This is a genomic window from Fulvimarina fulva, from assembly GCF_039652615.1.
In the GTDB taxonomy this organism is placed as follows: domain Bacteria; phylum Pseudomonadota; class Alphaproteobacteria; order Rhizobiales; family Rhizobiaceae; genus Fulvimarina.
Genome location: NZ_JBDJAC010000011.1, coordinates 69,563 through 94,558 on the forward strand (window position 1 = coordinate 69,563; position 24,996 = coordinate 94,558).

Consider the following 24,996-nt stretch of genomic DNA (forward strand, 5'->3'; position numbering starts at 1 on the left):
TGAAGCCCTCTTGCGCCAAAAAGCGAAAATCACGACAAGCAATCGAGACAAACGACCGGCGCATCGTGGATCAACGCTGGCATTCGAGATTTCCTGGAGGAAACCGCCCATGTCGCAAGGCATCGTGCTCGCATCGTCGAGCGTCCATCGCCGCGAGCTTCTGAAGAATGCCGGGGTCGATTTCATCACCGAATCGGCCGAGATCGACGAGCGCGCCGTCGAGGCCCCGCTGAAGGACTCAGGCGTTTCCCCAGACGAGATCGCCCAGATTCTCGCCGAATCCAAAGCGGTCGATGTGTCGGAGCGCCACCCCAAGAGCCTCGTCATCGGCGCGGACCAGACGCTTTCGCTCGGCGATCAGGTGTTCCACAAACCGGCCAATATGGAAGAGGCGCGCCGGGCGCTGCTGACGCTGTCCGGCAAGACCCATCATCTCAACAGCGCCGTCGTTCTGGTCGAGAACGGCGAGGTCGTCTGGCGTCACACCTCCATCGCGGCCCTGACCATGCGCGAGCTCGATCCGGCTTTCGTCGGTCGCTATCTCGCCCAGTGCGGGCAAAAGTCGCTCACCAGCGTCGGCGGCTATCAGATCGAGAAGGAGGGCATCCAGCTGATGGAGGCGATCGAGGGCGATTACTTCACCATCATCGGCCTGCCCCTCCTGCCGCTTTTGAAGGAGTTGAGGGCGCGCGGAGAACTCGATGGCTGAGAAGACCGACGAACAGCCGGCTGAACTTGAGCAAAGCCAGCAGACGATCGCCGAGCGGGACGCTGCCTGGGAGCCCAAGCCCTATGTGAGCGGGGAGAGCCGGGCGAGAGGCGAGAACTCGATCTTCGACCCGGACTTCAACAAGCCGAAGATCGACGGGCCGTCCGCCTTCATCACCGGCTGGCCGGTCTGGCATTCGCGCTCGCCCCTGATCCACGGCCACTGGCTGAAGACCCTTGGTATCGCTGGCTCCTACGGCCGGCAGGGTGTGCCGCCGGAAGAGTTTTCGGTTTTCCTGAAGAGCCTGCGTGAAAAGGGCTTTGCCGGCGGCAATGTCACGATCCCGCACAAGGAAGCCGCCTTTCGCCATGTCGATGGGCGCGATGGTGCAGCCGAGGCAATCGGGGCCGTGAACACGCTCTGGTTCGAGGGCGACCGGCTGATCGGCGGCAACACCGATGCTTACGGGTTCGCGGCCAATCTGGACGAGCGGCTCATAGGCTGGGACAGTGCCGAATATGCCCTCGTCATCGGGGCAGGGGGCGCGGCCCGGGCGGTGATCCATGCGCTGATCGAGCGTGGCGTGACCCATATCTTCGTCGTCAACCGCACGGTCTCGCGGGCCGAAAATCTCGTGCGCGATTTCGGCCCCAAGCTCTCTGCCCATGGCGAAGATGAGCGGGACGAGCTTCTGACCATCGCTGATCTCGTCGTGAACACCGCGCCGACGCCTGAACGCGATCCGGAACTCCCCGCATGGTTTCCGGAGAAACTCCCCGATCTCTCCATGATGAAGCGCGATGCAATGGTGACCGACATCGTCTATTCGCCGCTGATGACGCCGATCCTCCGTGCGGCCGAAAAGGAAGGGCTGAAGCATTGCGACGGCCTCGGCATGCTGCTCCATCAGGCCGTGCCGGGCTTCGAGCGCTGGTTCGGCACCCGTCCGGAGGTGACGGAGGATCTGCGCAGGATGGTGTTGCGCGATCTCGGGATCGAAGGCTGACCCATGAGGCTGGACACGCCATGATCGTCCTCGGTCTCACCGGCTCGATCGGCATGGGCAAGTCGACGACCGCCGACATGTTCGAGGTCGAAGGCGTGCCGGTCTATTCGGCGGACGCAGCGGTCCACCGGCTTTACGCGGGCCGTGCCGCGCCGCTGATCGAAGAGGCTTTTGCCGGAACGGTGGTCGATGGATCGGTCGACCGGCAAAAGCTTGGAGAAGCGGTCGTCGGAAAGCCGGACGCGATGAAGCGGCTGGAAGCGATCGTCCATCCGCTGGTGCGTGAGGAAGAGACGGAGTTTCTGGATGGTGCCCGCGAAAAGGGCGCGGCACTCGCCGTTCTCGATATTCCGCTTCTCTTTGAGACCGGCGGCGAAACGCGCTGCGACAAGGTCGTCGTGGTTACGGCTCCGGCCGAGGTCCAGCGCAACCGCGTGCTGGCCCGTGCGGGCATGAGCGAGGCGAAATTCGAGGGCATCCTCGCCGCGCAGATGCCCGACGCGGACAAGCGGAAACGGGCCGATTTCCTGATCGATACGTCGAAGGGACTGGATGCGGCGCGCCTTCAGGTGCGCGACATCATCGCCGACCTCGCCCGGATTTGATCTGCTCCGATCCCGTTCGCTGATCGTCTTCTGCCGAACAAAAGAGCAATCTGCGACGAAAAAGACCAACCATCTCAGACGTTAGCGCTTGCGCAGCGCGATTGCCCGCCCCATACTCTGCCTTGTGTTTAACGAAGCGAAAGGAGGTGATCCAATGTCGAGTGATTATCTGATGCCGGTTGGGTCTTTGAATCTGATGGTGCGCGGGGAGCAGCCTTTCCGCTTCGTCTGAGGATTTACGGACCGGCGTCATCGCCTGCCGATGATCCGACCGGCCTGAAATCACGGGGCCGCTTCCGAAAGGGAGCGGCCTTTCGTGTTTTGGGGTCGAAAAGAATGATCGTTGGAGCCGCACTGAGATTGGGGGCTCGAACACACGGCTGAACAGTCGAGCGGACTTTCGCCGTTCTGGACGTTCCGCCGCTGTTTGCGAAGCCTGTTCGCTCGCGCCGCCACCACGGCGTGGCAGGACGGTCCTGCCACTCGGCAGTTTTCCATGCAGAGTCCTTCTGGATCAGCCGGATGTAGCGCAGCCGCTTCCTCAAGGACCAGAGCACTCGCCTGACATGACAGCCTGGACTGCACTCAGGCCTTCGAAGGCGGTGCTTTCAAAGGCCCAAGCGGCAAAGATACGTTTGAAGATCCGTTATCGCGAAGCGACCAAACGGATTTTGTCTGAGTATCACGAACGACCGCGCCAGATCTTCCAGCGGTGAGAGATCTCGCCGACGATGCCGCGCCTGAAGGCCAGCACACAGAACACGAAGACCGCGCCTTGGACGATGGTCGAGACTGATCCGATCTGGGCGAGTTCGTTCTGCAGCGAAATGATGATCGTCGCCCCGACGATGGGCCCGAGCATGGTTCCGATGCCGCCGAGCACCGCCATCAGCACCACCTCGCCGCTCATCTGCCACTGAACATCGGTCAGCGAGGCGAGCTGGAAAATCATCACTTTGGTCGAGCCCGCGAGGCCGGAGAGCGCAGCGGAAATGACGAAGGCCACCAGCTTGTAGCGGTCGGCGTCGTAGCCGAGCGAGATCGCACGCGGCTCATTCTCGCGGATCGACTTCAGCACCTGCCCGAAGGGCGAGTGAACTGTACGATAGATGATGAAAAGGCCGATGCAGAAGATGCCGAGAACGAGATAGTAGACGTTCATGTTGCTCGACATGTCGATGAAGCCGAAGAGATCGCGCCGGGGCACGCCCTGCAAGCCGTCTTCACCGCCCGTGAACGGGGCCTGGAGGGCGACGAAATAGACCATCTGGGCAAGCGCCAGGGTGATCATCGCAAAATAAATGCCCTGACGACGGATCGCGAGAAGACCCATCAGGAGCCCGAGGATCGCCCCCGCGGCCGTGCCCGCGAGAATGCCGAGGCCGGCGGAAAATCCCAGCGTTTGCAGGCAATAGCCGGTGACATAGGCCGACATGCCGAAAAACGCGGCATGGCCGAAAGAGAGCAGTCCCGCAAAGCCGAGAAGCAGGTTGAAGGCCGCGGCGAAGAGCGCGAAGCACAAGATCTTCGCGACCATGACCGGATAGACGAAATGCGGGATGACCAGAAGGAAAACGAGGCCGATGACGGACCAGAGCCGGACATCGGTGAGGATCGACGACGATCCGCCTGCGGATGATACGCCGCCGCCTCTTGTGTCGTTCGTCGTCTTCAAATCGGATTTGCTCGTATCGGTCATGCTGTTTTCCCGAACAGTCCGGCGGGCCTGACGACGAGGACGACCGCCATGACGACGAAGATGACGATGTTGGAGGCTTCCGGATAATAGACGCGCGTCAGGCCTTCGAAGACACCGAGCAGGAAACCGGAAATGATCGCGCCCTTGATCGAACCGAGGCCGCCGATGACGACGATCGCGAAGACGACGATGATGATGTTGGAGCCCATCAGCGGGTTCACCGAATAGATCGGCGCGGCAAGCACGCCGGCAAAGGCCGCGAGCGCGACGCCGAGACCATAGGTGAGGGTGACGAGGAGCGGCACGTTGACGCCGAAGGCCCGTACGAGATCGGCATTTTCCACCGCCGCGCGCATGGTCGCCCCAAGCCGCGTCTGCTCGATGAGGAACCAGGTCGCGCCGCAGACGATGACCGCGGCGACGATCACCCAGGCGCGATAGGTGGGCAGGAACATGAAGCCGAGATTGAAGCCGCCCTGGAGCGCGCTCGGAATGGCGTAGGTCTCGCCCGAAACGCCGTACATCTGCCGGAAGAAGCCTTCAATGAGCAGAGCGAGGCCGAAGGTGAGGAGGAGGCCATAGAGGTGGTCGAGGTCGGCGATGGGCCGCAAAAGGAAGCGCTCGATCACCATGCCGAAGGCACCGACGATGATCGGCGAGAGGATGAGTGCCGGCCAGTAACCGATCCCGAGGATATCGAGCAGCAGGAAGGCGACGAACGCGCCCACCATGTAGAGCGCGCCATGGGCGAAGTTGACGATGTTCAACAGGCCGAAGATGAGCGCGAGGCCAAGGCTGAGAACGGCATAGAACGCGCCGTTGATCAGCCCGATCAGGAGCTGGCCTGCGAAAACCGGAAAGGGGACTCCGAGAAAGTCCATGGATTGAGAGATCCTCGAAATGCAGTCGGTCACGACAAAGGAGCGTTGGTCGGACCGTGAGGCTGCGTGTCAGGAAGGGATGAAGCGCTGGCCAAAAGGGCCGCGCTTCACGGGGGTTCGAGCGTCTTACCGGCTCGTTTCGTCACATTCGCGCTGGCCGTCCGCCGGTCTCGTCAGCTCATTCGCTCTCATTTGCTTGTCCTCCCACAGACCGTTCGGCATTCGGCGCCTCAGACGCCGAGATAGCCCGTGATCTTTTCCCTGTTGCTTTCGATCTCCGCGCGCTCGAACCGGTCGACGACCTCGCCATGCTCGATGACGTAGTGGATGTCGCCCATGCGTTCGGCAAAGCGGAAGTTCTGTTCGACGAGGAGGATGGTGAAGCCCTCCTCCTTCAGGCGCTTGATGATGTCGCCGATCTGGTTGACGATCACCGGGGCAAGGCCTTCCGTCGGCTCGTCGAGAAGAAGAAGCTGGGCACCGGTGCGCAGGATCCGGGCGATGGCGAGCATTTGCTGCTCGCCGCCCGAAAGCTTGGTGCCCTGGCTGTTGCCGCGCGTCTTGAGGATCGGAAACAGCTCGTAGACCCGCTCCTCGCTCATGCCGCCATCGGCGATCACCGGCGGCAATTGCAGGTTCTCCTTGACGTTGAGCGAGGAAAAGATGCCGCGCTCTTCCGGGCAATAGGCGATGCCCTTGCGCGCGATCTGGTTGGGCGACATCTTGATGATGTCGGTGCCCTCGTGGACCACCGAGCCGGTGCGGTTCTTGACCAGCCCCATGATGGAGCGGAGCGTCGTCGTCTTGCCCGCACCATTGCGGCCGAGGAGCGTGACGATCTGGCCCTTCGGCACGGCAAAATCGATGCCGTGCAGGATATGGCTCTCGCCATACCAGGCCTGCAGGTTCTTGGTCTGAAGAATCGTATCAGTCATCGGATTCGCCCATATAGGCCGAACGGACCTCCCGGTTCTGGCTCACCTCGTCATAGCTGCCTTCGGCGAGTACTGCGCCGAGCTGCAACACCGTGATCTTGTCTGAGAGATCGGCGACGACGTGAAGATTGTGCTCGACCATCAGCACCGTTCGTCCCTTGGCGACCTGGCGGATGATATCGGCGACGCGCTGGACGTCGCCCGTCCCCATGCCGGCCATCGGCTCGTCGAGCAGCATCACCTTGGGTTCGAGCGCCAAGGTGGTTGCAAGTTCGAGCAGGCGTTTGCGGCCATAGGGCAGTTCGGCAGCGAGCACATTCTGGGAATCTTCGAGGCCCACCTGGGCGAGAATTTTTCGGGCATCCTCGTTGAGGACGTCGAGGCGGGATTCGGACTTCCAGAAATGATAAGAATTCCGCATCCGCCGCTGCAGGGCGACGCGGATGTTCTCCAGAAGCGTCAGATGCGGGAAGACCGAGGAGATCTGGAAGGAGCGCACGGCACCTTTCCGGGCGATCTGCGCTGGTTTTTCCGAGGTGATGTCCTTGCCGTTCAAGAAGATCTTGCCGGTCGTCGGCTCGAGAAACTTCGTGATGAGGTTGAACATCGTCGACTTGCCGGCGCCATTCGGTCCGATCAAGGCGTGGATCGTGCCTTGTCCGACTTTCAGGGAAACGTCGTTAACCGCCGTGAAGCCTTTGAACGATTTGGTCAAATTACGCGTCTCAATGGCGTAATCGGCGCTCGACAATCGCTACTCCTCCCAAAGTTCGAATCGTCAATTTTGGGTGATCTAACAAGGTTCCGCAGCGAAGGTCAAAGCCTTGACGTTCCCCTCGTGAGCCTTAGGCGCCGCTTCTGCAACCAGGCGTCGAAGGCTCACGCGCCGGGTGCTGCACGAAAGGCGTTCGATCGCTTCGAATTCACGGATTTCAGGGACAAAATCCGCGGCGCGCGGCCTTCGCGCAGCGAGCCCTGCTGACGAGCCCGGATGACGTTTCAATCCGTCACAGCGAAGGGCGTCTCGTAATCGGCCTCTTCGAGATTTCGGCCCTCGCCGCCGCGATCGACGACCAGAAAATCGGACACGTCCTCGAGCGACAGCAGCGGATGGTGCCAGACGTTCGGATGGTAGGAGACACCCTGATCCGGTGCGGCGAGGAAAACCACCGGCTCGCCCGGCTTTCCGCCCTCGTCAGGTGCGACCACGACGAGATAGGGCCGCGCCGACAGGGGCATGAAAGCCTGGCTGCCGAGGGGATGACGCTCCATCATCTCGATCGTCACCGGAAAATCGAAGGGTTTACCGCGAAAGATCGAGATCAGCGGGTGCCCGCCTCCGGCGGCGACGTCGACCGGCGCGATATCATGGAAGCGCGTCGTAGTCCCTTTGTTGATGAGGCGGATTTCGGATGCGTTGTCCGTCTCGATGACCTCGCCGAACGGGCGAAAGGCATCGGCGTCGAGTGGGGTGGTCCGCAGATTTATCAAAACGTCTTTCCAATGAGCCGGACAAGGCAGGTCGCGCCGCGGCGTTATCGCAGTGAGGATACGGACCGGACGCCGGCGGCTCAAGGGAGATCAATCGTGAGATGCCGGCGGGGAGGGCATCGGCCGCGACTCCGGAACCTCCTGCCACGGCCGTGGGGCACCGCAAGGGTGCCGAAGGCGCTGTTGCGATAGGGACCGAGGGGCCTGCGCGCAAGATAAGACCGGCAAGATCGCATGGGATGCAGTTTCGGCGATCAACAAAACGGTCTTTCTCAAGGAAATATTATGGCGAATTCTTGAAGCGAACACGTCGGTGACCCCCGTTCACCGACCCAATCCCCTGCTGCGAAGGGGGTTCGCGAAGATGAATGAAGGATGAACAAAGCCAATAGTCGTTGTTCATCAAAAACTTGGGAACCGAACGCGATGCTTCGCTCTTTTCCTGTCGACCCGCCGCGAGATGATGGTGGCGGTAACAATTTCGGAGTATATCTCATGAAACTTCTTCGCACGACCGCTCTTGCTGCCGGTGCCCTTTCGATCGCGGCCTTCGCCGCGACCCCGTCGATGGCGCAGACCGCAGTATCCTCGACGACGGATCTCAACGTTCGCGCCGGACCAGGCTCCAACTACGGGATCGTTGGTGTCATTCCGAACGGCGACGCCGCGACCCTCGATGGTTGTACGGAAGGCGGGGAATGGTGCCGCGTCACCGTCAACGGCACCCAGGGCTGGGCCTTCGCCAATTATCTGACCACGGATGTGGAGGGGCAGCAGGTCGTTGTCGTCGAGCGCCGTCAGGCTTCACCTGAAGCGGTTCCGACCGTGACCTATGAAGACGAAGGCGGTGCCGGCGAAGTCGCGGGTGCTGCGGCAGGCGCGACGATCGGCGCGCTCGTTGGTGGTCCGGTCGGTGCGGCCGTCGGCGGCGGTGTCGGCCTCGTGGCCGGTGCGGCGATCAATCCGCCAGACGCTCGGGTCGAATATGTCCGCTCCAACCCGGTCGATCCGGTCTATCTCGAAGGCGAGACGGTCATCGGTGCCGGCATCCCCGAGAACGTTCAGCTCAACCCGGTTCCTGAGTATGAGTACGAATATGCCAACGTGAACGGTCAGGAAGTTCTCGTCGATCCAAACACCCGTCAGATCGTCTACATCCTTCGCTAACCGCCAGTAATCTCATTCGATACGGTGGAACGGGCGTCCTTCTGGGCGCCCGTTTTCGTTTGTCCCCCCTTTCGCTTGATGCGCCGTTCCATGGGTCTCACGGCAGATGACGGGGTCGTCTCCTGCGCCCTTGCAGGCTGGCCGCCTCGCGGTGCATCATCGATCTCCAAGACATCGAATCGAGGCGCATCATGGCGGGCGAAAACGGCGGCACACTGACGACCCATGTGCTGGATACGGCGACCGGCCGGCCGGCAGCGGGGCTTTCCATCAAGCTCTATCGGGTGGGCTCCAGCGGGGCACGCGAAAAGATCGCCGATGTCACGACCAATAGCGACGGGCGTTGCGACGGCCCGATTCTTGGTTCTGATGGGTTTCAGATCGGCCTTTACGAACTGGTTTTCGCGGCGGGCGCCTATTTCGATGGTCTCGACCTCGATCTGCCCGATCCGAAATTCCTCGACGACGTCGTCATCCGCTTCGGGATGAGCGAACATACCCATTACCATGTGCCGCTGCTGATCTCGCCCTTCGGCTACTCCACATATCGGGGGAGCTGAATGACATCCGATACCGCCCAACCGATCCGCTTCCTCCTCAATGGCGAGAAGCGTTCTGTCTCCGGCGTCGCCGCAACGACGACGCTGTTGCGATATTTGCGCGAAACCGAGCGCCTGACCGGCACCAAGGAAGGCTGCGCCGAGGGCGATTGCGGGGCCTGCACGGTGCTGATCTCGGAAAACGACGGACACGGCGGGCTGAAGCGCCGGCCGGTGAATGCCTGCATCCAGTTCCTGCCTGCCATGAACGGCCGGGCGATCGAGACCGTGGAAAAGCTTGGGCTCCATCGCGGCGCGGACGGGGCGAAGGCCCTGCGCGAGGCGATGGTGGAGGGTCATGCCAGCCAGTGCGGTTTCTGCACGCCAGGCTTCGTCGTCCAGCTCTTTTCCGCTTGGGATAGCGGCAAGCTGACCGATCGCCAGACGGTGAAGGACCAGATTTCCGGCAATCTTTGCCGCTGCACCGGCTACGGCCCGATCATCGATGCCGGCGAGACGCTGGCGAAGCTTCCCAAACCCGATACGCTGGGCGAGGATCTGGCGCTCGCCAAGCGCCTCGGCGACATCCAGAACGGTGCGAACTTCCGCTACGAGGGGGAAGGTCCGGGCGGGCACCAGCTCTGGTTCGCGCCCGAAAACGTCGACGATCTTGCCGACACCTATGCCGCCCATCCCGATGCGACCCTCGTTGCGGGGGCGACCGATGTGGGGCTTTGGGTCACCAAGCAGCACCGCGATCTTTCCGTTCTGATCGATGTCTCCAAGGTCCGCGACCTTCAGATGATCGAGGAGCGGCTCGACGTTCTTTATTTCGGGGCCGGCGTCACCCATGCCGAGGCGTTCGCAACGCTGGCCGATCTTCATCCCGATCTCGGTGAGATGATGCGCCGCTTTGCCGGCTCACAGATCCGCAATGCCGGCACCGTGGGTGGCAACATCGCCAACGGCTCGCCCATCGGCGATCTTCCACCCTGCCTGATCGCGCTCGGGGGCCGGGTCTATCTGCGCAAGGGCGATGACATGCGCGTTATCGATCTGGAGCGCTTCTTCATCGAATACGGCAAACAGGACCGCGCGCCGGGCGAATTCGTGGTCGCGCTGGAAGTGCCGCGGCTGGAGGAGAACCAGCTCTATTTCGCCCACAAGATCTCCAAACGCTTCGATTCCGACATTTCCGCCGTCATGGCCGCCTTCCGGCTGACCTTCGACGGGGAGAGCGTGAGCGAGGCCCGCCTTGCTTTCGGCGGTATGGCGGGTGTGCCGAAGCGGGCCGGGCAAGCGGAGGCGGCGCTTCTGGGCCGGCCCTTCGATGCTGATGCGGTGCGCGATGCTCAAGTCGCTCTTGCCGAGGATTTTCAGCCGCTGAGCGATATGCGCGCGTCGAGCGAATACCGGCTGAAGACGGCGCAAAATTTGCTTGAGCGCTTCAGGCTGGAGCGTGGCCCGGACAAGCCTCTGCGGATTGCGGCCTTCGAGACGGGCAAAGCACGGGGAGCTGCTTGATGGACGAGACCCGCATTCAGGATCGCTCCGGCGCTGGCGAGCCTTCCTCCGCCGAGCTGGGCGAGCAGCCACCGACGCACGAAATGGCCATCAGGGGCGGCGTTCATACCAAACGCGTCCACGACAGCGGCGAAAAGCATGTCCTCGGCACGGCGCGCTATATCGATGACGAGCCGGAACTGCCGGGCACATTGCAGATCTATATCGCCATGAGCGAGAAGGCCCATGCGCGTATCCTGTCGCTCGATGTCTCCAAGGTTCGCGAAGCGCCCGGCATCGCCTGTGTGCTGACGGCGGACGATATCCCCGGCCAGAACGACTATTCCCCTGTCTTCGGCGACGATCCGATCTTCCCGCCGGTGAGCGGACCGGAGGCGATCGTCCAGTATGTCGGCCAGCCGATCTTCGCGGTCGCCGCCGAAACGATCGCGCTTGCGCGGCGCGCGGCAAAGCGCGCGGTCCTCGAATACGAGGACCTGCCGGCGGCGATTACCATCGAGGCGGCGCTGTTTCAGGCGCGGGAAACAGGCCACGATCTTCTCGATCCCCACGAAATGCGCATCGGCGACGTGGATGCTGAGCTCGAAGCCGCCCCGAAACGCGTCAGTGGCCGGGTCGCTGTGGGCGGACAGGACCACTTCTATCTCGAAGGCCAGATCGCGACATCGATCCCGCTGGAGGACGGCGATGTGCTGGTGCGCTCCTCCACCCAGCATCCGTCCGAGGTTCAGCACAATGTCGCAAAGATGCTTGGCGTGCCGGATCATGCGGTGACCGTCGAGGTGCGGCGCATGGGCGGCGGCTTCGGCGGCAAGGAAAGTCAGCCGGCGCTGTTTGCCTCCGTGACGGCCCTTGCTGCGGTCAAGACCGGCCGGCCCGTAAAATGCCGGCTGGACCGAGATGACGACATGGAGATGACCGGCAAGCGCCACGAGGTGGAGATCGACTACGCGGTCGGCTTTTCAGAAAACGGACGCATCGCGGCGAGCGATTTTTCCCAGCTCGTGCGCTGTGGCTATTCCCGCGATCTCTCCGCCGCCATCGCCGACCGGGCGATGTTTCACGCCGACAATGCCTACAGCCTTCCCGCAGCGCGCATCCTGTCGCGCCGTCTGAAGACCAATACCGTCTCGAACACCGCCTTTCGTGGCTTTGGCGGGCCGCAGGGCATGGTGGGAATCGAGCGGGTGATGGACCGGATCGCATTCGAGACGGGCAAGGACCCGCTCGACGTGCGCAAGGTGAATTTCTACCCGTCCTTCGATGCCGGCACCGAGCCGGGCGTGACGCCCTATCACATGCCGGTGACGGACGCGGTCATCGCCGAAATCACCGAAGAACTGGAGACATCCTGCGACTACCGCGCGCGCCGCGAGGCGATCAGCGCCTTCAACGCGAAAAGCCCGGTCTTGAAAAAGGGCATCGCCCTGACGCCGGTGAAGTTCGGCATCTCCTTCACGACGAGCCATCTCAATCAGGCCGGGGCGCTGGTCCATGTCTACAAGGACGGTTCGGTTCACCTGAACCATGGCGGCACGGAGATGGGGCAGGGGCTCTTCGTGAAGGTCGCCCAGGTGGTGGCCGAGGAATTCCAGATCGACATCGAGAAGGTGAAGATCACCGCGACGACGACGGCCAAGGTGCCGAATACCTCGGCGACGGCCGCCTCCTCGGGTTCCGATCTCAACGGCATGGCGGCCCAGGCAGCGGCGCGCACGATCAAGAACCGGCTGATCGACTATGCCGCGTCCCGCTATCACGTTCCGAAGGAACAAGTGGTGTTCGCGGCCAATCGCGTGCTGATCGGCAACGAGGAAAAGCGCTTCGCCGATCTCGTGGGCGAAGCCTATCTCGCCCGGATTTCTCTCTCCTCCACCGGTTTCTACGCGACGCCCGACATTCATTACGACCGCGAGAGCGCGAGCGGCCGGCCGTTCTATTATTTTGCCTATGGTGCGGCCTGTTCTGAAGTGGTCGTCGATACCCTGACCGGCGAATACAGGCTGACCCGCGCCGACATCCTGCATGATTGCGGCAAGTCCCTGAACCCGGCGATCGACCGGGGCCAGATCGAGGGCGGCTTCATTCAGGGCATGGGCTGGCTCACCACGGAAGAGCTCTGGTGGAACGAGAAGGGTCGGCTGATGACCCATGCGCCTTCCACCTACAAGATCCCGACGGCCAACGACCGGCCGGATAATCTGCGCATTGCCATCTGGGACAAGGGCGAGAACCGCTCCGACACGATCTATCGGTCGAAAGCCGTTGGCGAGCCGCCCTTCATGCTGGCGATCTCAGTGTTCTCGGCCCTGACCGACGCGGTGATCGCGGCAGGAAACGGCAAGGCTTTCCCCGATCTCGATGCCCCGGCGACGCCGGAGCGGGTGCTGAAGGCGATCGAGGGGGTTAAGGGGACGACCGCTTGATCCCCGCCATCCTCGTCACGATTACGCGCGCCCTGGGCTCGACCCCGCGGGAGGCGGGTGCGTCGATGCTGGTGACGGGTGATCGTGCGGAAGGCACGATCGGCGGGGGGCGATTGGAATTTGACGCCATAGCGACCGCGCGGAAGATGTTGGAAACCGGCGTGGTACGGACGGAGCAATCCGTGCCTCTCGGCCCCGAAATCGGCCAGTGCTGCGGCGGGCGTGTGGATCTTCTCTTCGAGCGGGCCGATGAGGCGGTCATGATGCGAAACCGCGAGGCGGCGGTTGAGCGGGCGAAAGACCGGCCGCAAGTCGTTCTTTTCGGCGCCGGGCATACGGGCCGCGCCCTTGCCCAGGCGCTCGCGCCCCTTCCGCTGAACGTCACCCTCGTGGATTCCCGTGCCGAAACGCTTGAAAACCTGCCCGTTCCGGTCTGTAAGGTCGTTGCCGTCATGCCGGAGTCCATGGTCGCGGAGGCTCCGTCTGGCACCGGTTTCGTCGTAATGACCCACGATCATGCCCTCGATTTCCTGATCGCCGCCGAGGCGCTTCGCCGGCATGACGCGGGTTATGTCGGGATGATCGGTTCGGCCACGAAGCGCGCGCGGTTCAGAACCTATCTGAAGGAGGCCGGCCGCGAAGGCGATATCGACCGTCTCACCCTGCCTTTGGGAGGCACCGCGCTGCGCGACAAGCGCCCGGAGGTCATCGCTGCGATGACGGCGGCTGAACTCTGTGGATGCCTTCTTTCCGGTCAGCAGAAATCAGTGCCCGTTCGCTTGGCAGATGCGGTTTCGTAGTGCCATAGTGTCGCGAACGAATTTGAATGGGATAGCCCGCGATCCATGACGGCGCGCCTTGAACTGAACGGCATTACCAAGCGCTTTCCGGGAGTGACCGCCAACGAGAATGTCTCGTTTGCCGTCGCGCCGGGTGAAATTCACGCACTTCTTGGTGAGAACGGGGCCGGAAAGTCGACCCTCGTAAAGATCATCTACGGTGTGCAGCGCGCCGACGAGGGCACGATCACCTTCGATGGCGACCGTGTGGAGATCGCATCGCCCCATGCGGCCCGGGCGCTCGGCATCGGGATGGTGTTCCAACACTTCTCGCTGTTCGAGGCGATGACCGTTCTCGAGAATATCGCCCTCGGCATGGACAATCCGCCGCCGAGCCGGGAGCTGGAGGAAAAGGTTCGGCAGGTGCTGAAGACCTACGGCCTCTCGCTCGATCCGCACCGTGAGGTTCACACCCTGTCGGTCGGCGAGCGTCAGCGCATCGAAATCGTCCGGGCGCTCATCCAGAATCCGAAACTGCTCATCATGGACGAGCCGACCTCGGTGCTGACGCCGCAGGAGGTGGACCGGCTGTTCGATATCCTGCGCCAGCTGAAGAGCGAAGGCTGCTCGATCCTCTACATCTCCCACAAGCTGTCCGAGATCAAGGCGCTGTGCGATTCGGCGACCGTTCTGCGCGGGGGCAAGGTTGTCGGCACCTGCGATCCGGCGGAGGAGACCGCGCGCTCCATGGCCGAAATGATGATCGGCGGGAGCCTGAAGGATCTCTCCTCCAAGGAGGGTTGCGTCTTCGGCGAGGAGCGTTTCGCGGTCTCGAAGCTCTCTGCGCCCGGCGAACCGCCCTTCGGTGTCAGCCTAAAGGATGTCTCCTTCTCGATCCGCTCGGGGGAGATCCTCGGCATTGCGGGCGTTGCCGGCAATGGCCAGAACGAGCTTCTCTCGGTGCTGTCGGGCGAGCGGACGGACGGTGTTTCCGGCACGATCACGCTCGATGGCGAAGAGCTTTCGCGGCTCGGCGTCGGCGCGCGGCGCAAGAAGGGGCTTGCGGCTCTGCCCGAGGAGCGCAACGGCCATGCCGCGATCGGTACGATGAGCCTTGCGGAAAACACGCTTCTGTCGGCGCGGGGTCCGAAATCCCTTGCGGAAGGCGGCATTCTGCGAACGGGCAGGATCAATGACTACGCCAAGGCCGTGATCGAAGCCTTCTCCGTCAAGGCGACCGGGCCGAAGGCGAAGGCCGGCAGTCTTTCGGGTGGCAATCTGCAAAAATTCGTGGTCGGCCGCGAGATCATGACCGATCCGGCGGTCTTCATCGTCTCCCAGCCGACCTGGGGCGTCGATGCGGGCGCGGCGGGCTTCATCCGACAGGCGATGATCGATCTCGTCGCCAGGGGCGCCGCGATCCTGCTGGTCAGCCAGGACCTCGACGAACTCCTGCAACTTTGCGACCGGCTTGCCGTGATCAACGGCGGCTCGCTGTCGGAGGCGATGGATGTGAAGACGGTTTCGATCGAGAAGATCGGCCTCCTGATGGGCGGGGTCCACGGCGAGGACGATGCCGACCGGGGCGCGGGGCTCGCCAGGGAGAAGGCCGCATGATGGGCTGGGAGCTTGAGCCTCGGCGCGAGGCGAGCCGCGCGGCCAATCTCGCAGCGCCAGTGATCGCCGTCCTCGGTGCCCTCGTCACGGGCGCGATCCTTTTCACGCTGCTCGGCCATAACGGCGTCTCGGCGGTCTACGAGATTTTCATCGCGCCGCTCACCAATGCCTATCGCTGGCAGGACCTTCTGGTAAAGGCCGCGCCGCTCGCCATCATCGCGACCGGGCTCGCCATCGGCTTTCGCGCCAATGTCTGGAATATCGGAGCCGAGGGGCAATACATTCTCGGCGGTCTCGGCGGGACATGGGTGGCGCTTCACACCCTCGACATGACGGGCGCGTGGATCCTGCCCGCCATGATCCTGATGGGGATGATCTGGGGCGCTGCCTATGCGGCGGTGCCCGCGATCCTGAAGACCAAGCTCGGCGTCAACGAGATCCTGTCCTCCCTGATGTTGAACTATGTGGCAATCCAGCTGCTGTTCTATCTGATGCGCTCGCCGTGGAAGGACCCGATGGCGTTCGGGTTCCCGCAGACGGCGATGTTCACCTCAGATCAGACCCTGCCCATGGTGGCATCCGGCACGCTCATCCATCTCGGCGTTCCGATCGCTGCCGCGATTGCGCTGACAGCCTGGGGCGTGATGACCCGCACCATTGTCGGCTTTCAGGTGCGAAGCGTCGGGGCAAGCCCGAAGGCGGCCCGCTTTGCCGGCTTCTCGGCCAGTTCCACGGTCTGGCTCTCGCTTCTCATCGGTGGCGGGCTGGCGGGCCTTGCCGGCATACTCGAAGCGTCCGGCCCGTTCGGCCAGATGGTCCCGCAGTTTCCGACGGGCTACGGCTATACGGCGATTATCGTCGCCTTTCTCGGTCGGCTGAACCCGCTCGGCATTCTGGTCGCGGCCTTCGTTCTGGCGCTCACCTATGTGGGCGGCGAAAACGCCCAGACGGCGATCGGCCTGCCGAATGCGGCGGCGGGTGTCTTCCAGGCGCTGATGCTGTTCTTCCTGCTGGGCGTCGACATTCTTTCCTCCTATCGCCTGAAGCGGTCGGCGCCGGCCAAGGCGGCGGCTGAACCGCGTTCGGCTCCGGCCCCGGCCAGCGCGGAGACGGCAAACGCATGAACATCGATCTGACCGTCGCCATCCTCATGACCATCGCGGGAGCCGCGACCCCGCTCCTGATCGCCGCGCTCGGCGAGCTGGTGGTCGAAAAATCCGGCGTCCTCAATCTCGGCGTCGAGGGCATGATGCTGATCGGGGCCGTCACCGGCTTCGCCGTCGCCTATCAAACCGGCGTGCCGACCTTCGGCGCGATGGCCGCGCTTCTCGCCGGCGCGCTCGTTTCGCTGATCTTTGCCTTTCTCACGCTTTCGCTGATGGCCAATCAGGTTGCGACGGGGCTTGCGCTGACGATCTTCGGCACCGGCGTCTCCGCGCTCATCGGCGCGCCCTTCGTCGGCATCACGACCTCGACGCTCGGGCCGCTTTTGACCTTCGACAATCCGGTTCTGAGGCTGATCTTCGGCCACTCGCCGCTCGTCTATGTCGCCATCGCGCTCACCGTCGCGGTCTGGTGGTTCCTCAAGCATTCGCGCGGCGGCCTGATCCTGCGCGCGGTGGGCGAATCCGACGATGCGGCCCATGCCATCGGCTATCCTGTCTTGAAGATCCGCTATCTCGCCATCCTCTTCGGCGGAGCGATGGCGGGACTTGCGGGCTGCTACTATTCCCTCGTCCTCACGCCCATGTGGGCGGAGCGGCTGACGGCGGGCCGTGGCTGGATCGCCATCGCCCTCGTCGTCTTCGCTTCGTGGAAGCCGGGGCGCGTCCTGCTCGGGGCCTATCTCTTCGGCCTCGTCATCACCATGGAGCTGCAGGCCAAGGCCGCCGGCTTCAACATGTTCGCGCCCGAATTCCTCGCGGCGCTTCCCTATATCGCGACGGTTGCGGTACTCGCGGTCATCTCGTTCGCGAGGAAAGGCGGCGCGAACGCGCCCGCCTGCCTCGGAAAACCCTTCCGGGCCACGGCCTGAGAAATCAGTTCAAAAGGAGTTTCCCTCAATGTTCAGCATCACCAAGCGCAGGCTTCTCGCGGCCGCCACCTTCGCAGCAGCCTCGCTGGCCGTGCCAGTGGCGTTCGCACAGGATTCCGGGGACGGAGAGAAAACCAAGGTCGGCTTCGTCTATGTCGGACCTGTCGGCGATTTCGGCTGGACCTACGCCCATGATCAGGGCCGCCAGTGCATGGCCGAGAACCTCGGCGACAAGGTCGAGACGACCTATGTCGAAAACGTCGCCGAAGGCCCGGACGCCGAGCGCGTCATCCGTCAGCTCGCCCAGGACGGTGCGGACATCATCTTCACGACCTCTTTCGGATTCGGCAATCCGACCCTCAAGGTCGCCAAGCAGTTTCCGGACGTGAAGTTCGAGCACGCAACCGGCTTCCAGGCGGGACCGGAGAACATGGCGCTCTATAACTCGAAGTTCTATCAGGGACGCGCGGTTCTCGGCACCATTGCCGGCGAAATGTCCAAGAGCGGCAAGGCCGGTTACATCGCTTCCTTCCCGATTCCGGAAGTCGTGATGGGCATCAACGCCTTCCAGCTCGCCGCCCAGAAGGTGAACCCGGATTTCAAGACCCAGGTCGTCTGGGTGAACTCCTGGTATGACCCGGCGAAGGAAGCCGACGCGGCCAACGCACTGCTCTCTCAGGGCGTCGACGTCATCACCCAGCACACGGACTCGCCGGCCCCGCTGCAGGCCGCCGAAAAAGCCGGTGCCATCGCCTTCGGCCAGGCGTCGAACATGGAGAGCTTCGCGCCAAACGCCCATATGACCGCGATCATCGACGAATGGTGCCCCTATTACACCAAGCGCGTTCAGGAGGTGATGGACGGCACCTGGAAGCCGCACAATGTGTGGCTCGGCATGGAAGAGGGCGAGGTCGTCATGGCCCCGTTCAACGACAAGATGCCCGAGGAAGTGAAGAAGGCCGCCCAGAAGGTCTATGACGAGACCAAGGCCGGCAATTACGAGATCTTCACCGGCCCGATCAAGGACCAGTCCGGCGAGATCCGCGTACCGGAAGGCGAGACCATGACCGAGGACGAGCTTTTGAAGATGGACTGGTACGTGGAAGGCGTTCAGAGTTAATACCGGCGGACCTTTGAAACCATCGGTTTCATGGGCCGTCGGCAGCCCGAGCGGCGTTTGAGCCGTTTGCCGGGCGTGGATTGACCCCACGGGTCAATTCGTTTGTCCGGCGGTCTAAAGCCTTTGAACCACGAGCCAGCGTGACTCCGGCATTTGAGCCGGGGTCATTTCGCAGGGCTGCCCCATAACGGTGTGGCTGACCTCATAGGCTTAAACCATCGTCCCTCATCCTCCGGTCGGTTTCCGAGGATGACGACCTCCATATCGTGGGGGCTACCTCACGCGCTGCTGCCAGCCGAGCCGAGCTCGGGGAGCCCACGATTTGGACCTATGTCTCCGATGGCTGCAGTTCGTGGTGCGCTGGGTGCATGCTGTCTCGGCCATCCCCGGGATCGGCGCGTTCTTCTCTTTCATCGCGCTCGCTCTTGGCGTCAGGAAATGCCACGATCAGCCTGAAGGGGATGCAGGCGCTCGCGTTGCCACAGAGCAAGCACTGACGGAGGTCACCGCACGATGAAACCTGTCGCGTCACCCGGCCGGACGATTGCCCTTCGTGGCCGTGTCCTGAGTTTTACCGGCGATCCCAGCGAAACCGGCGATGAGGCCATTCTTTTTCATTCCGATGGCGCGGTTCTCATCCGCGACGGGCAGATCGAGCGCGTGGGCAACGCCCAGCCGATCATCGAGAGCCTCTCACCGGACATTCCGGTCATCAACCACCATCCCCATCTCATCCTGCCGGGTTTCATCGACCCGCATCTCCATCTGCCGCAGACGCAGGTGATCGCGTCCTACGGCGCGGAATTGATGGAATGGCTTCAGAAATACACATTTCCGGAAGAAGCGCGTTATTCCAGCCCGCGCATTGCCTCCGATGCCGCGCGCTGGCTGCTCGATACGCTGGCGGCGAACGGCACGACGAGCGCTTCGCTGTTCTGCACGTCCCATCCCGTCAGCCTCGATGCTGTCATGGGGGAGGCGGACAGGCGCGGTCTTCGCATGATCGCCGGCAAGGTGATGATGGATCGCGGCGCGCCGGAGGCCCTGCTCGATACGCCTGAGCGCGGCTATGAGGACACCAGAACCGCCATTGCGCGCTGGCATGGGACAAACCGGCTGGAAGTCGCCATCACGCCCCGCTTCGCGCCAACCTCGACGGAGGCCCAGCTGGAGGCTGCCGGAGCGCTTGCCGCCGAGTTTCCCGATCTGCCGATCCAGACCCATCTGTCGGAAAATCACGAAGAGATCGCCTATGTCGCGAGCCTCTTCCCGAAGGATGCGGATTACACCGCCGTCTACGAACGCTTTGGCCTCGTGCGCCGCCGCGCGCTGTTCGGCCATTGCATCCATCTGACCGAACGAGAGCGTCAGGCGCTCGCGGGAGGCGGTGCGTCGGCGATTTTTTGTCCGACCTCCAACCTTTTCCTCGGGTCAGGTCTGTTCGACCGGGAGGCGGTCAAGGGCGCGGGCATCCGCATCGGACTTGCGACCGATATCGGCGGCGGCACGAGCTATTCCATGCTGCGCACGATGGCCGAGGGCTATAAGGTGCTTGCCCTGAAGGGCCAGAAGCTGCCGGCCTTCGACGCCTTCCGGTTGGCAACCGCAGGCAATGCGGATGCCATGGGCCTCAGCGAGGTGGTCGGTCGGATCGCGCCGGGCTATGAGGCCGATCTGACAGTTCTCGACAGTCGCTCCACCGAGCCCCTTGCGCGGCGGATGGAGCGTGTCGAAACACTGGAAGAAGAACTCTTCGCCCTCATGACCCTTGGAGATGAACGGGCGGTCGTCGCGACCTATGCCGGTGGCAAGCCTATCTACGACCGCACTGCGCCCCGTCTTGCTCGCTCAGCGCGTGCGCCGCTGAACGAGCCCGTAATCGTCCGCCCGGGAGACGGACGACACGGCTCTGACCAATAGGCTCAACCGGGGAGAACCTCAGCTTTCCGGGCAATGGGCTCCGGTCGCGGCCCAGGCTTTGTAGAGCTCGCCGAACTGCTGCTGCGTGCCCGGCACCGGTTCGCGGCCTTCGCCCGGCTCCCAACCCCAGCCGACGAGATCGTCTTCGGCCATGTGCTCGACGAGCGCTGCAAGGTCGAGGCCGCCATTGCGGTTCTGGTCCTTGATCTGGACGCAGATATCGGCGAGCGACTTGCCCTCCCAGGCCATCTCGATCGGGGCCAGATGCCAGTTCGGATTGCCCGGGATCGACTTGATGTCCGGGCTTTGCCCGACGACGAGGGCATTCTCGGGTCCATGACACGTGTTGCACATCATGCCGGGCACGCCGAAATTCGCGTCACCGCGCTGCACGGGCGGCTGGTGCGGGGTCATCGCCATTGTCTGGAGCGGCGAGTTTCCCGCCGGATGACAGTTCACGCAGCGCGGATGGGTCAGCACCTTGCCGGTTTCCTCGAAGATCGCGATCGAGCGTTCCCGCTCGTCCGAGATCTGATCGAAGTCGGAGACCGATTTCAGGCCAGCGGACGGTTCGTCCAGTGCAATCGGCTGGGAAGCCTCTCCGGTCGCCGGATTGCGGTCCTGCGCGGACGCTGCGGAGGGGAGGGCAAGCGAAGCGGCGGCAAGGGAGAGGACAAAGCCGGCGAGGCTGTTGCGGAAGACGAGTTTCAAGGCGCGGCACTCACTTTGCGTCACAATAGGTCAGTCGATTGAACCGCCGGCCACGTTTATCGTGACCGACGAAGGCTTTGTCGGCTTGTAGCATAAGCTTGAAAGGTTGCAGGACCTTTCGGATCACGTCATGCGTAAAAACAAAGACTTAGAGATGAATGCGGACTCCGACCTGTCGCATGTCTCTCTTAAATAGAGGCTTCAGGCGCCAGCTGCGCGCGATGGTACCATGGGAAGGCTCTGAACCGCCTGTCCGGTCAGGCGCCGCCATGCATTGGCGACGGCGGGACCGATCGGCGGCGTGCCCGGCTCCCCGACCCCGGTCGGCGCCTCGCTCGATTCGATGACCGCGACCTGGACCTCCGGCATCTCGGAGATCCGCAGGGAGCGATAGTCGTTGAAGTTCGACTGGACGATCCGGCCGCCGTCTCCGAGTGTAATCTCGTCGTAGAGAATGGCGCCGAGCCCGTAGCCGATACCGCCCTCCATCTGTGCCTTGATGATGTTTGGATTGACCGCGACACCGCAATCGACCGCGCACCAGACCTTGTGCACCTTCGGTCCGCCATCCTCGCCGAGCGAGACCTCGGCGATTTCGGCGACATAGGTCGAAAAGCTCTTGTGAACGGCAACGCCCCAGACCCGGCCTTCCGGCGGCGAGCCATTCTTGTAGCCGGCCATTTCCGCAACCCGGGTTAGGACACCGCGCTCGCGCGAGCCTTCAGGAAGAAGGGCAAGACGCCCCTCCACCGGGTCCTTGCCGGCTTCCTGAAGAAGCTGGTCGAGGAAGGTCTCGACCGCGAAGGCGGTGTGGGTATGGCCCACCGACCGCCACCAGAGGATTGGCACCGGCAGGGTCGTGTTGACCGACATCACCCGTCGGTTCGGGATCTGGTATGGGCTGTCGGACGCGCCCTCGACGCTGGTCTCGTCGATCTCGTCCTTGCTCATGATGGACTGGCCGACGATAGCCTGGTCCCAGGCGACGATATTGCCGTCGCGGTCGACGGCGCCCTTCAGCTTGTGGACGTAGATCGGCCGGTAGAACCCGCCGCGGATATCGTCCTCTCTCGTCCAGACATGCTTGACCGGACGGTCCATCCCTGAGGCTTTGAAGACGGCCGCCGCCTCGCGCATGTAGGGCGAGCCGAACTGCGCCCGGCGCCCGAAGGATCCGCCGGCGAGCTGCGTGTTCACCCGGACATTCGCGGCGTCGACTTCGCAAACCTCGGAAATCGCCGCCTTGTCCTGACCGGGAAACTGCGCCCCGTTATAGCAGTCGATCGAACCGTCCTCGCGGCGGATCAGCACCGCGTCGAGGGGTTCCATCGGCGCATGGGCCAGGAACGGAAAGCGGATCGTGGATTCGATCGTGGTGAGGCCTTCCTGGTTGAGATTGGCCACGACATCGCCCTGATTGGCAGCTTCCATCTCGTTCTTGCCGCCGATCTCGGCGAGATAGTCCTCGAAGATCGCCTCGCTGGAGCGGCTTTCGGCCTCGGAAAGATCCCATTCGACATCGAGCGCGGCGCGGCCCTTGAGGGCGGCGAAGGTCGAATCCGCATAGACCGCGACGCCTTGGGGAACCTGCTTCACATCGACGACGCCAGCCACCTTCAGGGCTTTCGTATCGTCGAAGCTCTTGACCTTGGCGCCGAAGTGATCGGGATGCTTGACGACCGCGATCAGCATGTCGTCGAAATCGATGTCGAGGGTAAAGATCGCGGTGCCATTGGTCTTCGAAACCGTGTCGACCTTGTGACGATCCTTGCCGATTAGGACGAAGTCGTCCGGGTTCTTCAGCGTCGGATCCGACGGCGCTTCCATTGCGGCGGCCTTGTCGACAAGCGAGCCGAAATCGGAGCTGTTGCCCGAAGCCTTGTGGCTGATCGTGCCCTTGGAGACGACGATCTCCTCGGATGGAACGCCCCATTCATCGGCAGCGGCCGCGACCAGCATGGCCTTCGCGGTCGCTCCGGCCTTGCGCATCTGTTCGTAGGAGTTCGCGATGGCCGTCGAGCCGCCTGTGCCCTGAAGGCCGAAGGCGAGATTCTTGTAGATCTCGTCATTGGCCGGCGCGGCCTCGACACGCATCTGGCTCCAGTCGGCGTCGAGTTCCTCGGCGACCAGCGTCGCAAGGCCGGTATAGGGGCCCTGGCCGAATTCGATATGCTTGGAGAGAACCGTGACCGTCGAGTCCGGTCCGATGCGCACGAAGGCGTTGAAGTCGCGTGTCGCCTCGTTCTGGACGCCCGCCTGGATGGCGGCATAGTCCGTGCCTTGCGCAAAGCCCTTCGGAACGAGCGTCATGCCGATGACGAGACCGGCACCGGTCAGGAATGCGCGGCGGGTAGGGCGAAGACCGCCCGTGCTGTTGCTGTCGTGAATGCCCATGGTCTTTAGCCCTCCATCGAGTCGGCGGCGTTGTGGATCGCCTGCCGGATGCGCTGGTAGGTGGCGCAGCGGCATATATTGCCCGCCATCGCGCCGTCGATGTCCTCGTCGCTTGGCTTGGGGTTCATCTGTAGCAGCGAAACGGCGGACATGATCTGCCCGGACTGGCAGTAACCGCATTGGGGCACGTCGATCTCGATCCAGGCCGCCTGAACGGCCTTCGCCTCGGGTCCTTCGATGCCTTCGATCGTCGTCACCGTCGAGCCGTCGAGGCTGGAGATCGGTGTGACGCAGGAGCGGCGCGTCATGCCGTCCACATGCACCGTACATGCGCCACATTGGGCAATGCCGCAGCCATATTTGGTTCCGGTCAGCTTTTCAGCGTCGCGAATGACCCAAAGGAGAGGCGTATCCGGATCGCCGTCGAACTGGCGCTGTTCGCCGTTAAGGGTGAAAGAGACCATCGGCCGCTCCTTTTTGATTGAAACCGACCGCGCTCAATCCGCCAAACGAGAAACCGAGGATCCCTCCTCGTAAACGCTTCGAATGTGCGGTGCGCGGTCGCAAACGTTCAAGTGCGTTGAGGGTAAGCGATTTAGAACGTTTCGCAAGTGTCCCGGCAGGTGTCCGGACTGTCGCGCACCCGCTCGCAGCTTCATTGGAAACGACCGCAAACAGCCGGAAGAGATGGCGTTGAGGACGAAAGATGGTTCCAAATGTAAAAAAAGCCGCCCAGGCAGGGCGGCTTTTTCTCACTTCAAATTATCCTGAAGCTCAGTGGCTGGTTTGGTCGTTAACGGCGTCCTTGACCTTGCCGTAGTTCTTCTGGGTCTTGCCTTCGGCCTGATCCACTTCGCCTTCGGCCTGCATCTTCTCATTGCCGAGCGCGGAGCCGACCGCTTCCTTGATCTTGCCGCCGGCTTCCTTGGCTGCGCCTTTAATTTCGTTCTTGTCGACCATGGGGGTCTCCTCGGATGTCGTTAAACATGAACTTCGAGAGGATAACGCATTGGGCCGCCTCGTGTTCCGGGGAGCGCGTACGCGAGGAGCGCGCCTGCGACACCCGGTCCGGCCTCGCTAGCCGGACCTCGTTTCAGAACGCGAAAAGGCCCGGCACGGGGCCGGGCCTTTTCGGACTGGATAGCGTCAGAGCCGTTCCGATTAACGGAAGAGCGACATCAGCGACTGCGAGGAGTTGTTGGCGATCGAGAGCGCCTGAACACCAAGCTGCTGCTGGGTCTGAAGTGCCTTCAGACGGGTCGATTCTTCGGTCATGTCGGCATCGACGAGCGTACCGACACCCTTGTCGACCGTGTCCATCAGCTTGGAGACGAACTCCGACTGCATCTCGATCCGGTTCTGGACGGCACCGAGGCCAGAGGCGGCGCTCGTCACCTCAGAGAGCGCCTTGTCCACGACCTTGATGTAGTTCTTGATG

General features: G+C 62.8%; 24 protein-coding genes. 14 read left to right on the top strand and 10 right to left on the bottom strand.

Translation table 11 applies throughout. The annotated features are described in order from the left end of the window. The first annotated feature begins 109 nt into the window (after positions 1 to 109). The 3 genes from ABDX79_RS15030 to coaE are packed head-to-tail and all read left to right on the top strand — an operon-like array spanning position 110 to position 2,320. On the top strand, positions 110 to 709 hold the full coding sequence (locus ABDX79_RS15030; protein WP_346221120.1) for a Maf-like protein: 600 nt from the start codon (positions 110 to 112) through the stop codon (positions 707 to 709). Beyond that, entirely contained in the window at positions 702 to 1,715 is a 1,014-nt protein-coding gene (locus tag ABDX79_RS15035) for a shikimate dehydrogenase (RefSeq protein WP_346221121.1), read from the top strand. The genes ABDX79_RS15030 and ABDX79_RS15035 overlap by 8 nt, the downstream gene beginning before the upstream one ends. Positions 1,716 to 1,735: 20 nt before the next feature. Further along, entirely contained in the window at positions 1,736 to 2,320 is a 585-nt protein-coding gene (gene coaE, locus ABDX79_RS15040; protein WP_346221122.1) for a dephospho-CoA kinase, read from the top strand. 682 nt (positions 2,321 to 3,002) lie between these two features. Here coaE and ABDX79_RS15045 read toward each other — a convergent pair. From ABDX79_RS15045 to ABDX79_RS15065, 5 genes are all read right to left on the bottom strand, one after another. Next, positions 3,003 to 4,019 (bottom strand): branched-chain amino acid ABC transporter permease, encoded by a 1,017-nt coding sequence (locus ABDX79_RS15045; protein ID WP_346221123.1) that lies wholly within the window; start codon positions 4,017 to 4,019, stop codon positions 3,003 to 3,005. Continuing rightward, on the bottom strand, positions 4,016 to 4,900 hold the full coding sequence (locus tag ABDX79_RS15050; protein WP_346221124.1) for a branched-chain amino acid ABC transporter permease: 885 nt from the start codon (positions 4,898 to 4,900) through the stop codon (positions 4,016 to 4,018). The genes ABDX79_RS15045 and ABDX79_RS15050 overlap by 4 nt, the downstream gene beginning before the upstream one ends. A gap of 230 nt (positions 4,901 to 5,130) precedes the next feature. After that, positions 5,131 to 5,835, bottom strand: a complete 705-nt coding sequence (locus ABDX79_RS15055) for an ABC transporter ATP-binding protein (protein WP_346221125.1) — start codon at positions 5,833 to 5,835, stop codon at positions 5,131 to 5,133. Continuing rightward, complete coding sequence (locus ABDX79_RS15060; RefSeq protein WP_346221126.1) at positions 5,828 to 6,586, bottom strand: ABC transporter ATP-binding protein; 759 nt, start codon at positions 6,584 to 6,586, stop codon at positions 5,828 to 5,830. The genes ABDX79_RS15055 and ABDX79_RS15060 overlap by 8 nt, the downstream gene beginning before the upstream one ends. Before the next feature lie 248 nt (positions 6,587 to 6,834). Next, positions 6,835 to 7,326 (bottom strand): ureidoglycolate lyase, encoded by a 492-nt coding sequence (locus tag ABDX79_RS15065; RefSeq protein ID WP_346221127.1) that lies wholly within the window; start codon positions 7,324 to 7,326, stop codon positions 6,835 to 6,837. A gap of 495 nt (positions 7,327 to 7,821) precedes the next feature. Here ABDX79_RS15065 and ABDX79_RS15070 point away from each other — a divergent pair, with 495 nt between their 5' ends. The 11 genes from ABDX79_RS15070 (at position 7,822) to guaD (ending at position 20,453) form a co-directional block, all read left to right on the top strand. After that, on the top strand, positions 7,822 to 8,493 hold the full coding sequence (locus ABDX79_RS15070) for a DUF1236 domain-containing protein (RefSeq protein ID WP_346221128.1): 672 nt from the start codon (positions 7,822 to 7,824) through the stop codon (positions 8,491 to 8,493). A 191-nt stretch (positions 8,494 to 8,684) separates the two neighbouring features. Continuing rightward, complete coding sequence (gene uraH, locus ABDX79_RS15075; RefSeq protein WP_346221129.1) at positions 8,685 to 9,053, top strand: hydroxyisourate hydrolase; 369 nt, start codon at positions 8,685 to 8,687, stop codon at positions 9,051 to 9,053. Continuing rightward, the gene (gene xdhA / locus ABDX79_RS15080; RefSeq protein ID WP_346221130.1) at positions 9,054 to 10,556 is read left to right on the top strand and encodes a xanthine dehydrogenase small subunit; all 1,503 of its coding nucleotides are present in this window, start codon (positions 9,054 to 9,056) and stop codon (positions 10,554 to 10,556) included. Next, positions 10,556 to 12,982 (top strand): xanthine dehydrogenase molybdopterin binding subunit, encoded by a 2,427-nt coding sequence (gene xdhB, locus ABDX79_RS15085; RefSeq protein WP_346221131.1) that lies wholly within the window; start codon positions 10,556 to 10,558, stop codon positions 12,980 to 12,982. Before xdhA ends, xdhB begins: the two co-directional genes overlap by 1 nt. Continuing rightward, positions 12,979 to 13,782, top strand: a complete 804-nt coding sequence (gene xdhC / locus ABDX79_RS15090) for a xanthine dehydrogenase accessory protein XdhC (RefSeq protein WP_346221132.1) — start codon at positions 12,979 to 12,981, stop codon at positions 13,780 to 13,782. The genes xdhB and xdhC overlap by 4 nt, the downstream gene beginning before the upstream one ends. Before the next feature lie 45 nt (positions 13,783 to 13,827). After that, positions 13,828 to 15,378, top strand: coding sequence for an ABC transporter ATP-binding protein (locus ABDX79_RS15095; RefSeq protein ID WP_346221133.1), 1,551 nt, complete (start codon positions 13,828 to 13,830; stop codon positions 15,376 to 15,378). Further along, on the top strand, positions 15,375 to 16,502 hold the full coding sequence (locus ABDX79_RS15100; RefSeq protein ID WP_346221134.1) for an ABC transporter permease: 1,128 nt from the start codon (positions 15,375 to 15,377) through the stop codon (positions 16,500 to 16,502). The genes ABDX79_RS15095 and ABDX79_RS15100 overlap by 4 nt, the downstream gene beginning before the upstream one ends. A 2-nt stretch (positions 16,503 to 16,504) precedes the next feature. Then, entirely contained in the window at positions 16,505 to 17,413 is a 909-nt protein-coding gene (locus ABDX79_RS15105; RefSeq protein ID WP_346221185.1) for an ABC transporter permease, read from the top strand. 28 nt (positions 17,414 to 17,441) lie between these two features. Continuing rightward, complete coding sequence (locus tag ABDX79_RS15110; RefSeq protein ID WP_346221135.1) at positions 17,442 to 18,533, top strand: BMP family ABC transporter substrate-binding protein; 1,092 nt, start codon at positions 17,442 to 17,444, stop codon at positions 18,531 to 18,533. Positions 18,534 to 18,855: 322 nt separating this feature from the next. Next, entirely contained in the window at positions 18,856 to 19,050 is a 195-nt protein-coding gene (locus ABDX79_RS15115; RefSeq protein WP_463671182.1) for a urate hydroxylase PuuD, read from the top strand. Continuing rightward, the gene (guaD, locus tag ABDX79_RS15120) at positions 19,047 to 20,453 is read left to right on the top strand and encodes a guanine deaminase (protein WP_346221136.1); all 1,407 of its coding nucleotides are present in this window, start codon (positions 19,047 to 19,049) and stop codon (positions 20,451 to 20,453) included. Before ABDX79_RS15115 ends, guaD begins: the two co-directional genes overlap by 4 nt. 18 nt (positions 20,454 to 20,471) lie before the next feature. Here guaD and ABDX79_RS15125 read toward each other — a convergent pair whose 3' ends face one another. From ABDX79_RS15125 to ABDX79_RS15145, 5 genes are all read right to left on the bottom strand, one after another. After that, on the bottom strand, positions 20,472 to 21,164 hold the full coding sequence (locus tag ABDX79_RS15125; RefSeq protein WP_346221137.1) for an Isoquinoline 1-oxidoreductase subunit: 693 nt from the start codon (positions 21,162 to 21,164) through the stop codon (positions 20,472 to 20,474). A 201-nt stretch (positions 21,165 to 21,365) separates the two neighbouring features. Further along, on the bottom strand, positions 21,366 to 23,558 hold the full coding sequence (locus ABDX79_RS15130) for a xanthine dehydrogenase family protein molybdopterin-binding subunit (protein WP_346221138.1): 2,193 nt from the start codon (positions 23,556 to 23,558) through the stop codon (positions 21,366 to 21,368). A 5-nt stretch (positions 23,559 to 23,563) separates the two neighbouring features. After that, positions 23,564 to 24,022 carry a (2Fe-2S)-binding protein gene (locus ABDX79_RS15135; protein WP_346221139.1) on the bottom strand — a complete coding sequence of 153 codons (459 nt, stop codon included), beginning with the start codon at positions 24,020 to 24,022 and terminating at the stop codon, positions 23,564 to 23,566. 310 nt (positions 24,023 to 24,332) lie between these two features. Then, entirely contained in the window at positions 24,333 to 24,518 is a 186-nt protein-coding gene (locus ABDX79_RS15140) for a CsbD family protein (RefSeq protein ID WP_346221140.1), read from the bottom strand. Between the two features lie 201 nt (positions 24,519 to 24,719). Beyond that, positions 24,720 to 24,996, bottom strand: a 277-nt coding sequence (locus tag ABDX79_RS15145; protein ID WP_346221141.1) for a flagellin, incomplete at its 5' end; no start/stop codon positions are given.

Coding starts and splice junctions, on each gene's coding strand:
- ABDX79_RS15030 (WP_346221120.1), top strand. CDS start 110: ATGTCGCAAGGCATCGTGCTCGCATCGTCGAGCGTCCATCGCCGCGAG.
- ABDX79_RS15035 (WP_346221121.1), top strand. CDS start 702: ATGGCTGAGAAGACCGACGAACAGCCGGCTGAACTTGAGCAAAGCCAG.
- coaE (WP_346221122.1), top strand. CDS start 1,736: ATGATCGTCCTCGGTCTCACCGGCTCGATCGGCATGGGCAAGTCGACG.
- ABDX79_RS15045 (WP_346221123.1), bottom strand. CDS start 4,019: ATGACCGATACGAGCAAATCCGATTTGAAGACGACGAACGACACAAGA.
- ABDX79_RS15050 (WP_346221124.1), bottom strand. CDS start 4,900: ATGGACTTTCTCGGAGTCCCCTTTCCGGTTTTCGCAGGCCAGCTCCTG.
- ABDX79_RS15055 (WP_346221125.1), bottom strand. CDS start 5,835: ATGACTGATACGATTCTTCAGACCAAGAACCTGCAGGCCTGGTATGGC.
- ABDX79_RS15070 (WP_346221128.1), top strand. CDS start 7,822: ATGAAACTTCTTCGCACGACCGCTCTTGCTGCCGGTGCCCTTTCGATC.
- uraH (WP_346221129.1), top strand. CDS start 8,685: ATGGCGGGCGAAAACGGCGGCACACTGACGACCCATGTGCTGGATACG.
- xdhA (WP_346221130.1), top strand. CDS start 9,054: ATGACATCCGATACCGCCCAACCGATCCGCTTCCTCCTCAATGGCGAG.
- xdhB (WP_346221131.1), top strand. CDS start 10,556: ATGGACGAGACCCGCATTCAGGATCGCTCCGGCGCTGGCGAGCCTTCC.
- ABDX79_RS15095 (WP_346221133.1), top strand. CDS start 13,828: ATGACGGCGCGCCTTGAACTGAACGGCATTACCAAGCGCTTTCCGGGA.
- ABDX79_RS15100 (WP_346221134.1), top strand. CDS start 15,375: ATGATGGGCTGGGAGCTTGAGCCTCGGCGCGAGGCGAGCCGCGCGGCC.
- ABDX79_RS15110 (WP_346221135.1), top strand. CDS start 17,442: ATGTTCAGCATCACCAAGCGCAGGCTTCTCGCGGCCGCCACCTTCGCA.
- guaD (WP_346221136.1), top strand. CDS start 19,047: ATGAAACCTGTCGCGTCACCCGGCCGGACGATTGCCCTTCGTGGCCGT.
- ABDX79_RS15130 (WP_346221138.1), bottom strand. CDS start 23,558: ATGGGCATTCACGACAGCAACAGCACGGGCGGTCTTCGCCCTACCCGC.
- ABDX79_RS15135 (WP_346221139.1), bottom strand. CDS start 24,022: ATGGTCTCTTTCACCCTTAACGGCGAACAGCGCCAGTTCGACGGCGAT.
- ABDX79_RS15140 (WP_346221140.1), bottom strand. CDS start 24,518: ATGGTCGACAAGAACGAAATTAAAGGCGCAGCCAAGGAAGCCGGCGGC.